We start from the raw sequence: 10,689 nt of genomic DNA, 5'->3' as shown, positions 1-10,689 counted from the left end.
CCGCCGGCGCCGGAGGCCCGTGACCGCGGCCGCGCCGCCGCGCTGCACCGGGACGGCCTGCGCGCGCTGCGCCCGCCGCGCGGCCAGGCCGCCGACACCGACCGCGCCGCGCGGCTGATCGAGGAAGCCGCGCGCCTTGGCGACGCGGACGCGCAATTGCTGCTCGCCGGCAGCCACCTGTTCCGTTCCGATGGCGGCCGCGACGCCGCGGCGGCGATCCCCTGGCTGCATCGGGCGGCGCAGCAGGGGCAGGCCGAGGCGCAGTATCGCCTGGCCCGGCTTCTCGAGGCCGGCGACGGTACGCCGCGGGACGCCGGCTGGGCGGCGCTGTGGTTCCATCGCGCGGCCGAACGCGGGCATCCCGAAGCCGCCTTCGCCCTCGCCATGCTGCAGGTCGCCGGGGAGGGCACCGCGCGGGACGAGGCGGAGGCGCTCGCCCGCTTCGCGCTGGCCGCGCGGCGCGGCGTCGAGCCCGCCCTTCGCTACCGCACCGCGCTGGCCGCCCGCGTAGCACCGGCGGAGGCCCGCGCCGCCGCCGCGCGCGTCGCGGCGGAGACCGCCCGCGGGCCGGTCGCCGCGGTGGACCGGCCGCTGGTGCGCTTCGCGCAATCCGCGCTCGCCCGGCGCGGCACCTGGACCGCGCCGGTGGATGGGCGCGACGGGCCGGCGATCCGCGCCGCCCTGGCCGAATTCGCGCGCGCGGAGCGGCTGCCCCCGGGGGCGCCCTTCGACCCGGCGGTGATCGACCGGCTGCGGCCCTTGCTCCGCTGACCGCACGCGCGCGGACGCAGCGACGGGTGGCGCGGCGGGTCCGTCGGCGGCGACGAGGCTGGCGCCCCGAAGTCGATACCCGACGTGTCCCGCGCGGCCGGCCCATGGAATGCCGGCGGATGTCGCGCGCCAGGCGGCGCGCTTCCTTGGCGGCGGGAGCCGCCCTGGATCGGCGCCCCGTCCGGTGGCAGCCTCGTCCGCCTGAATGGTGGCGGGGCGCGCATGGGCTGGCCGGTGCAGGAAGGCGTTTTCGAGGCGGGCGACCTGTCGCTGCATCGCGGCGGCGTGCTGAAGGGGGCGCGCATCGTCTGGCGCGCGCATGGCACGCTCTCCCCCGCGCGGGACAACCTTGTCCTCTATCCGACCAGCTACGGGGCGCAGCATCCGGACATCGAATGGCTGATCGGGCCGGAGGGCGTGCTGGACCCGACGCGCTGGTGCGTCGTCATCCCGAACATGTTCGGCGGCGGGCTCTCCTCCTCCCCCAGCAACGACCCGTACTGGCCGGCGCTGGTCACGCCGCGGGACAATGTCGCGGCGCAGCGGCGCCTGCTGGCCGAGGTGTTCGGCGTGGAACGCGTCCACGCGGTCTATGGCTGGTCGATGGGCGCGCAGCAGGCCTATCACTGGGCCGCCGCCCATCCCGGCGCCGTCGGGCGCATCGTGGTGAATTGCGGCAGCGCGCGGACCAGCGTGCACAACCGGGTCTTCCTGGCCGGGCTGATGGCGGTGCTGGAAGCGGCGCCGGAATATGACGGCGTCGCCCGGTTCCGCGCGCCCCCGCGCGGGGCGCAGCGCGCCTTCGGGCGCATCTATGCCGGCTGGGCGCTGAGCCAGGATTTCTACCGCGCCGGGCTGCATCTTTCGGCGCTCGGGGCGCCGGACCTCGAGACTTTCCTGCGCACGGACTGGGAGGAACGCTTCGCCCGCCGCGACGCGGCCGACCTGCTGGCCCAGCTTCGGACATGGGATGCCGGGGACATCGCCGATGATCCGCGCCATGGCGGCGACCTGGCGCGCGCGCTGGCGGCGATCGAGGCGCGGGTGCTGCTGATGCCGTCCGAGACCGACCTGTATTTCCGCGTCGCCGACAACGCGGCCGAGCTGCCGCATCTGCGCCACGGCGCGCTGCGGCCGATCCCGAGCATCTGGGGCCATCGCGCGGGCAATCCGGTGGCGAACCCGGCCGATGCGGGCTTCCTGCGCGCCGAGGTGCGGGCCTTCCTGGAAGGGTGAGGTGCGTCGCGCCGGAGGCGCGCTTTCACCTCAGGATGCCGGAGGCGCGCGTTTGCCTCGCGATGCCGGAGGCGCCGACATCCGCCTCGCGGAAGGCGCCCGATGGGCCGCATCGCCGGCGGCGCGGGCCGGACACTCAATCCTCACGGCATCGTGATGAGTCTTCCACGCCACACCGGTAGATGAATTCCAGTTCATTCAGCCGGCGGTAGAGGAATGACGATAGTCTCGGCCCCGTGATCAAAACGGGCCGCGTCCGCTGAAAAAGTCCGCATATCTTCCCGTCCTCGGGCTCCTTGCTCTCCTGGCGCCCATGGGTGGCGCCCTGGCGCAGGACCCCGCCGCCCTCCGCGAGGCCGGCGTCGTCGCCGCGCGCGCAGGCCGGCTCGATGAGGGCATCGCCCTGCTGGAACGCGCCCGAACCGCCGCCCCGGCCGATCGCGGCACGCTCGCCGACCTTGTCGTCGTGCTCTCCTGGGCCGGGCGCGACCGCGAGGCGCTGGCCCGCTTCGCCACGCTGGGGGAGGCGAATGCGCCGGCCTATGCCGTCGCCGCCGCTGCCGTCTCGGCCCGCCGGTCCGGGCAGGCGGCGCGCGCCGCCGCGCTGTATCGCCGCGCCATCGCGGCCGGGGAGACGGGCCTCGAGACGCGCCTTGGCCTAGCCCTGGCCGAGGCCGCCCGCGGCGACGCCGCCGCCGCCCGCGCCGCGCTGGCCGAGGCGGAGGCCGCCGCCCCGGGCAGCCCCCGCATCCGCCAGGTCGCCGCCGAGATCGAGCGCGCCACGCGTCCGGACCCCGCGGCCACGGCCGCCCGCGTGCGCGCGACCGCCGGCACCGAAGGCGCGGCCCGCGCGGCGGACCAGGCGCTGGCGGCCGCGCAGGGCGCTTCGCCCGACGCGCTGGTGCCGCTCGCCGACACGCTGATGGACCTGCGCCGGCCCTTCGACGCGCTGCTGGTCGCGCAGCGCGGCCTGCGCGCCGCGCCGGGCAACCGCGACCTGCGGCGGCGGGAGGCGCTGGCCCTGGCCGCCATCGGCGCGCCCGAACTCGCGCTGGTCCGCAACGCCGCCACGCCCGGAATCCTCACCCCGGCGGAAGAACGGCGCATCCGTTCCGCCGCCACCGCCTTCCTGGTGCGCTGGGGCGGCCAGGTGGAATCGCCGACCCCGCGCGACCCCGCCGCGCGGCACGCCCGCACCGATGCGGCGCTGGCCGCGCTCGATGCCGCGATCGCCGCCTGGACGCCGCTCGGCCCCGAGGCGGCGGGCGCGGTGCGCAACGCCCGTCTCGACCGCCTCGCCGCGCTGCGCGCCCGCGGACGGATGGAGGAAGTGGTGGCCGAGGCCGAGGCGCTCGGCCGCGACGCGCCGCTGCCCGCCTATGCCCGCGAGCCCTATGCCGACGCGCTGCTCGAACTGCGGCGGCCCGAGGATGCGGAAGCCGAGTACCGCGCCGTGCTGGAGGCCGATCCTGGCGCGCTGGAACCCACGCTCGGCCTGTTCTACGCGCTGTCGGAACAACGCCGCTGGCGCGACGCGCGGGAGGTCGCCGACCGCCTCGCCCGCGATGTCCCCACCTATCGGCCCGTCCGCGGGCCCGAGCCGCCGGCCGAGGAATACGATCGCATCGAGGCGGTGCGCGCCGGCATCCTGTGGCGCATGTGGGGCGACGACCTCGCGGGCGCTGAGGCCGAGGCCGATCCGCTCGCCGCCAATGCCGCCATGAACGCCTCGCTCCGCGCGACGCGCGGGGACATCTGGCGGCTGCGCGGCTGGCACGACCGCGCGCTCGAGGAATATGAGACCGCGCTGACGAATGAGGCCAATGCCCTCGACCTGCGCATCGGCCGCGCCACCGCCCTGTTCGAACGACGCCGCTGGGCGGAGGCGCGGGAGGCGATCGGAACGCTGGCCCGCGAATACCCCGAGAACGATGCGGTGCGACGCCTCGCCCGCCGGCTCGAGGTGCACGACATGCGCGAATTCGAGGCGAGCGTGCGCGGCGGCCTCGAGCGCGGATCGAGCGATCCGGAACTCGACGTGACGGCGCGGCTGTGGTCGGCGCCGATCGCCGAGAACTGGCGCGTCTTCTCCGGCGCGCGGCTGCGCACGGGGGAAACCAATGGCGGGTCGCTGACGACCTACCGGCTGCTCGCGGGCGTCGAATGGCGCGGCTCCGACCTCGTCGTGACCGGCGGGGCGAGCATCGACCGGGAAGGCGTGAACCGCGGCGGCGCCTTCCTCTCGGCCGCCTGGCGCCTGTCGGATCATTGGAGCATCGAGGCGCTGGGCGAGATCAGCGCCGGCGACACGCCGCTCGCCGCGCTGCGCGCGGGGATCTACGCGGATGCGGCGCAGCTCGGCCTTGCCTGGCGGATCTCCGACCTGCGGGAGGCCGCGGTCTCCGCGCGCGTCGTGCAGTTCTCGGACGACAATACGCGCCTGATCGGCTTCGCCCGCGTGCAGGAACGGGTGATGAACCTGCCGGACTGGAAGCTCGACCTGCAGCCCTATGCCTATGGCACGCGCAACAGCCAGGCGGGCGGGCCCTACTTCAACCCGGAAAGCGACCTGGAAGTCGGCGTGACCGCCGCGCTGACCTGGATCGCCTGGCGGCGCTACGAGCGCGACCTGCGCGTGCGGCTGATCGGCACCGGCGGTGGCTACTGGCAGGAAGGCTTCGGCTGGTCGCCCCTGTTCGCCCTGCGGTGGGAGAACGAGCACCGCGTCAGCGACACCTTCTCCGTCTCCTACGGCGCCGGCTGGGTTCGGCGCGACTATGACGGCGTGACGGAGGATGCGGGCAGCGTCACCGGCGCGCTGCGCTGGAGGTTCTGATGCGGCTCATTCCCCTCACGCGCCGCGGGCTGCTCTCCCTTCCCGCCGCGCTGGCCCTGCCGCGCGGCACGGCGGCGCAGCCCGGCCCGGGGCGCTTCGCCTCCATCGCCTATCACGAGATCGGGGAGGACGGGCGCGACCGGCACTACTCGATCTCCGAGTCCATGCTGGTCCAGCACCTGTCCTTCCTGCGGCAGGATGGCTGGCGCTTCGTCTCGCTCGACGACGTCTTCGCCGCGCGCGACGGGCGGCGGCCGCTGCCGGCCAAGGCGATGCTGCTGTCCTTCGACGACGGCTACAACGACTACTACACCCGCGCCATGCCGGTGCTGACGGCCTTCCGCGCGCCCGCGATCTTCGCGCTGGTGACGTCGTGGATGGAGACGCCCGCGGGCGGCACCTTCGACTATGGCGGGCAGCCGACGCCGCGCTCGGCGCTGATCAGCTGGGCCCAGGCGCGGGAGATGCAGGCCGGCGGCCTGTGCGAATTCGCCTCTCACAGCCACGACCTGCACCACGGCGTGCGCGCCAACCCGCAGGGCAACGTGCAGCCCGCCGCGGTCACGCGCATCTACGACGAGCGGACCGGGCGCTACGAGACGGACGCCGAGTGGACGCGGCGGATCGAGGGCGACCTCGCGCGGTCGAGCGCCATCCTCGCGCGCCATCTCGGGCGGCGGCCGCGCTCGATCGTCTGGCCCTATGGGCGGCACAACCTCGAGACGGTGGCGATCGCGCGGCGGCTCGGCATGCCGGCGACGCTGACGCTGGAACCGGGCCCGGCCGACGCGTCGCGCCCCGATCGGATCAACCGGCTGCTGACCATGTCGGACCCGCGCGTGCCCGACCTCGCGCGGCTGGTGCGCTTCGACGAGCCGGTGCGCGAGCGCGTGCTGCATGTCGACCTCGACCACGTCTACGACGCCGACCCGGCGCAGCAGGCGCGCAACCTCGATGCGCTGATCTCCCGCGTGTTCCGCCTCGGGCCGTCCCATGTCTACCTGCAGGCCTATGCGGACCCTGACGGGGACGGGGTGGCGGAGGCGGTCTACTTCCCCAACCGCCACCTGCCGGTGCGCGCGGATCTGTTCAACCGCGTCGCCTGGCAGCTGATGACGCGGGCCGAGGTGCAGGTCTTCGCCTGGATGCCGGTGCTCGCCTTCAAGGTCGGGGAGGAGCGCGACCTCGTGCTGTCCACCCGCCACGGCGCGCCGGCGCGCGATGCCGAGCACTACTGGCGCCTGTCGCCCTTCGCGCCGCGCACGCGGTCGCTGGTCGGCGACATCTACGAGGACCTCGCCAAGCACGCCGCCTTCGACGGGCTGCTGTTCCACGACGACGCCTTCCTGACCGACCATGAGGATGCGAACCCCGCGGCGCTGGCCACCTATCGCGCCGCCGGCCTGCCCGGGGATGTCGCGGCGATCCGCGCGGATCCAGCGGCGATGGCGCGCTGGACGGCGCTCAAGTCCCGGGCGCTGACCGACCTGACGCTGCACCTGGCCGACCGCGCGCGGCGCTGGCGCACGCCGCTCAAGACCGCGCGCAACCTTTATGCCCGGACCGTGCTCGAGCCGCGGTCGGAGGAATGGTTCGCGCAATCCCTGCCGGGCTTCCTCGCCGCCTATGACCGCACGGCGGTCATGGCCATGCCCTACATGGAGCAGGCGCCCGACGCCGACGCCTTCTTCCGCGAGCTCTTCGCCCGCGTCGCGGCGACGCCGGGCGGCATCGAGAAGACCGTGTTCGAGCTGCAGGCGGTGGATTGGCGCCACCAGCCCGCGCGGCCCATCCCGGCGACGCGCCTTAGGTCCCAGCTGCGCCTGCTGCAGCGCCTCGGCGCGCATCACATGGGCTGGTATCCCGACGACTTCATCCAGGGCCTGCCCGACGCCGACACGGTGCGGGATGTGATCAACGCCCGTTCCTTTCCCTTCCGTCGGTGAGCGCGATGGCGATCCTGTCCGGCATCCTGCCCGCGCTCTACGCCTTCGTCGGCTACTGGCCGCTGCTGATGATGCTCGTCTGGGTGATCGGCGGGCTGGTCTTCGCGCATCTGCATGAGAAGGGCACGAAGCGGCGCGACCGGCCGCCGCCGATGAAGACGCCGCTTGCCGTGACCATCCTCATTCCCTGCTACAATGAGGAGGACAACGCGGAGGAGACGATCCGCGCCTGCGCGGCGCAGGATTATCCCGACTTCGAGATCATCGCCGTCAACGACGGATCGAAGGACCGCACGGCGGAGGTGCTCGACCGCCTCGCCGCGGAGATCCCGCGCCTGCGCGTGGTGCACCTCGCGCAGAACCAGGGCAAGGCGATGGCGCTGCGCGCCGGCGCCATGGTCGCGCGCGGCGAGATCCTGGTCTGCATCGACGGCGACGCCATCCTGCATCCCGACTGCACCGCCTGGCTGGTGCGGCGCTTCGAGGACCGCCCGCGGCTCGGCGCCGTCACGGGCAATCCGCGCATCCGCAACCGCTCGACGCTGCTCGGCCTGCTGCAGGTGGGCGAGTTCTCGGCGACCATCGGGCTGATCAAGCGGACGCAGCGGCTCTATGGGCGCGTCTTCACCGTCTCGGGCGTCGTCGTCGCCTTCCGGCTGAGCGCGCTGGACGATGTGGGCTGGTGGACGGCGGACAACCTGACCGAGGATGTCGACGTCACCTGGAAGCTGCAGCGCCGCCGCTGGACGGTGCATTTCGAGCCCAACGCGCTGTCCTACATCCTGATGCCGGAGACGCTGCGCGGCTTGTGGAAGCAGCGGCTGCGCTGGGCGCAGGGCGGCGCGCAGACCTTCATCCGCTACGCGCCGGACTTCATGGTCTGGGAAGGGCGGCGGATGTGGGGCGTGCTCGCCGAATACGCCATCTCGGTCTTCTGGTGCTACGCGATGGTGCTGACGCTGGCGCTGACGCTGGCGGGGCTGGCGGGCGTGCTGCCGCCGGGGATCAGCCCGCCGCCGGCGCTGCTCTCCTCCTGGGGGATGGTGCTGTCCATCGCCTGCCTCGCGCAGTTCGCGGTCGCGCTCTGGGTGGACCGGCGCTACGAGCCGGAAGGCGCGGCCAACTACCGCCCGCTGGTGTGGGTCATCTGGTATCCGGTCGCCTTCTGGGTGCTGTCGGCCGCCTCGACCGCCTGGGGCTTCCCGCGCGCGCTGCTGCGCCGGGACGGGCGACGGGCGCGCTGGGTCAGCCCCGACCGGGGGTTCCGCTGATGTCCGCGACGCAGGAATTCATCCCGCCGCTGATCCTGGACGCGCAATCCCGCCCCATGCTGGGGCGCGTGCGGGACATCGTGTTCACCGCGCTGCTCTGGGCCGGATGGCTCTACCTGCTGCTCGCGGCCGTCGGCACGGTCTGGGTGCCGCCCTTCGTGCAGCACATGCTACCGGTCGAGCCGCCGGGCCATCCCTGGCTCGTGCTGCGCGCCGCCTTGCTGTGCATCTCCATCGCCGTCTTCGTCTGCGCGCTGATGCTGATCCGCGTGCTGTTCGAACGCCGCAAGTTTCGCGGCGAGGACCGGCGCCGCTACTTCCCCCGCCCGGATGACACGGTGATCGGCGTGGCCTTCGGCGTGCCGCCGGCCGACCTGCCGGCCTGGCGCGGGGCGAAGCGCCTCGTCGTGCACCATGACGAGGCGGGCCGCGTCACCGGCGTCGATACGCGCTGACGCCGGTCACGACGCCAGCAGCGCCAGCAGCCGGCGCATCGCCGCCCGGTTGCGCGCCACGCAGGGGCTGCGCGGCTCGGCCTCGTTGAACAGCGCGGCGACGTCGGCCGCGATCCCGTCCCGCGTCGCGCGGCTGAGCGACCAGCCGAGCGGCGGCCGTCCTTCGCCCTGCGCGCAGAGCGCGAACTGCACCGCCTCCCCTTCCGCGAAGGCGGCCTGGCGCCAGACGCGGCGCACCGTCTGCACGCCGCGCGCGCTGCGCGTCGCGGCCAGCGCGCCGGCGGGGGCGATCAGCTGCGTCATCGCGCCACTTTTTCGGTCCGCGCAGGTGGTCGGCAGAGGCGCGTTCACGTCGACCGGCTGCGGCGCCCCGCCCCCCGCGCCGCACAGCGACCAGGCCTGCGCCTCCCCCGGCCGCCACAGGTCGCGCTCGGACAGGTCGGGGTCGGAGGAAATCTCGATCAGCACCGGGCGGATGCCGATGGCGCGTTCGCGCAGGAAGTCGCGCACCGCGCGCAGCACCTCCGCCCCGGTCTCCCCGCCATAGTTCTCGAAATAGCCGCCATCGGCGATGTGGCCGTTGCGCGTGCCGTCCGCCGCCATGATCAGCCCGGCCGGTGTCACATAGGGGAAGCGCGCGGCGTTCAGCGCGGCGGTGGACACGCGGATGTCCCGCCCATGCAGCGCGAAGAAGTCGAATGCGTCGTCGAAATGCCGCAGCGTGATGGCGAGCGGGGATGTCACGACGCGCTTGCCGCTTTCCACCTGCGTGCCGTTGAGGAACAGCGCCGGCCGCCATTCGGCCGAAGGCCGCAGCGCGTGGAAGGACGCGGCCATGGCCGGGCAGCCCGCGGCGGCGCAGGCTTGCTCCCAGGCGCGTTCCAGCACCGCGGCGCGATCGGGCACCAGCGTGCGGAGTGCGGGCCCGAAGGTGTCGCCGAAGGCGTAGCCGGCGAAGACGGGGCCGAGGAAATCCGGCGCCAGCGCCGCCGCGGCGATGCCCGCGACCGCGCAGCGCGGTACGCCGGAGAGCGGCTGCGCGCGGCAGGCCGCCTGCGCCGCCGGGCCCGGCGTGCCGAGCGGCGGCAGGGCGGCGGCGAACACCGCCGCGCCGAGCGCGCCCCCCGAGACGCCGCTGATGGCGAAGAGCCGCGCGGCGAAGCGCGGTTCCTGGTCGGCCAGCGCGCCGAGCAGCAGCGCGGTCCAGACCGCAGCGCTGATGCCGCCGCCGGCCGTCGTCACCATGACGAGGGGCGGGTTCTTCGTGGCGTCGGGCTGGTTGGCGATCCAGTCCTCCACCGCGGTTTCCATCCCGATGCGCCCCGGGGGCGGCGCCTCGGCCAGGCCGCGCACCAGGTGGCGGCCGGGGTGCAGCGCGGGAAGCGACACCAGGATGGCGAAGACGATGGCCAGCAGCGGGATCCGCCAGCGCCGTGCCCAGAAGGACAGCGTCGCGACCAGCGGCAGCAGCGCGGCGAAGAACAGGAATACGGACCCGACCGCGCCGAAGGCCTGGCCGGCGCGCAGCGGGAAGGCCAGGAAGACGCTGATCGCGGCAAAGGACAGGATCAGCCCGCCAAGCGCGAGCGGCGGCCTGGCTTCCTGCCATCCCAGCCGCCGCGCCACCGGCCGGCGCAGCCACAGCGCGGCCAGCACCACGGCCGCCGCCGCGGCGAGAAGCCACACCAGCCCGTCTTCCCGCACCCCGTCGCCGAGCAGCAGGGCGGCGATCAGGAAGGGCGCCATTGCGCAGAACCGCGGTACCGCCACAGCGACGCCGCCAAGCCAGCGGCGCAGGCGCAGGTGGTGACCCTCGGGCAATGTCGCACCCGGCGGCAGGCCGATGGCGGCCAGCGTGGCCGGCAGCTCGGGCGCCCTGTGCCGGGCATCGACCGGGGGCCAGGACGACCTTTCGCCGAACCGGTCGTCGAGCAGCCGCCGCGCCCAGTACCAGGACATCAGCGACCAGACGGTGCAGGCGAAGACGAGCGCGGCGAGGCCGGAGGCACCGAGCTCCGCGGCGCTGCGGCCGAGCTCGCTGCCCTGGCTCGTCAGGAACAGCAGCGCCGCCGCCGCCGCGATCAGGACGCAGGGGCCGCCGCTGCCGCCGAGCACGGCGGCGAGGACGACGAAGTATCGCCAGAACGCGCCGATCCACCGCATGCCATGCCCTC

7 protein-coding genes are annotated in these 10,689 nt (G+C 74.2%); 6 read left to right on the top strand and 1 reads right to left on the bottom strand.

Features of this window, described 5'->3' with window-relative positions:
- From J5Y09_RS19490 to pgaD, 6 genes are all read left to right on the top strand, one after another.
- Nucleotides 1-771, top strand: a 771-nt coding sequence (locus tag J5Y09_RS19490; RefSeq protein WP_209353492.1) for an SEL1-like repeat protein, incomplete at its 5' end; no start/stop codon positions are given.
- A 222-nt stretch (nt 772-993) separates the two neighbouring features.
- Entirely contained in the window at nt 994-2,007 is a 1,014-nt protein-coding gene (locus tag J5Y09_RS19485; protein WP_209353491.1) for an alpha/beta fold hydrolase, read from the top strand.
- A 313-nt stretch (nt 2,008-2,320) separates the two neighbouring features.
- A complete protein-coding gene (pgaA, locus tag J5Y09_RS19480) occupies nt 2,321-4,843 on the top strand; it encodes a poly-beta-1,6 N-acetyl-D-glucosamine export porin PgaA (RefSeq protein ID WP_209353490.1) in 2,523 nt (840 codons plus the stop codon).
- The gene (gene pgaB / locus J5Y09_RS19475; RefSeq protein ID WP_209353489.1) at nt 4,843-6,789 is read left to right on the top strand and encodes a poly-beta-1,6-N-acetyl-D-glucosamine N-deacetylase PgaB; all 1,947 of its coding nucleotides are present in this window, start codon (nt 4,843-4,845) and stop codon (nt 6,787-6,789) included. The genes pgaA and pgaB overlap by 1 nt, the downstream gene beginning before the upstream one ends.
- A 5-nt stretch (nt 6,790-6,794) precedes the next feature.
- A complete protein-coding gene (pgaC, locus tag J5Y09_RS19470) occupies nt 6,795-8,060 on the top strand; it encodes a poly-beta-1,6-N-acetyl-D-glucosamine synthase (protein WP_209353488.1) in 1,266 nt (421 codons plus the stop codon).
- Complete coding sequence (gene pgaD, locus J5Y09_RS19465; protein ID WP_209353487.1) at nt 8,060-8,515, top strand: poly-beta-1,6-N-acetyl-D-glucosamine biosynthesis protein PgaD; 456 nt, start codon at nt 8,060-8,062, stop codon at nt 8,513-8,515. Before pgaC ends, pgaD begins: the two co-directional genes overlap by 1 nt.
- Before the next feature lie 6 nt (nt 8,516-8,521).
- Here the strand turns inward: pgaD and J5Y09_RS19460 are convergent, their stop codons facing one another.
- A complete protein-coding gene (locus tag J5Y09_RS19460; protein ID WP_209353486.1) occupies nt 8,522-10,678 on the bottom strand; it encodes a hypothetical protein in 2,157 nt (718 codons plus the stop codon).
- Nucleotides 10,679-10,689 lie beyond the last annotated feature (11 nt).

This window comes from Roseomonas nitratireducens (genome assembly GCF_017813355.1).
Taxonomy (GTDB): domain Bacteria; phylum Pseudomonadota; class Alphaproteobacteria; order Acetobacterales; family Acetobacteraceae; genus Neoroseomonas; species Neoroseomonas nitratireducens.
Note: the sequence above shows the minus strand (reverse complement) of the source record. Positions and strands in the feature narration are given on the sequence as shown.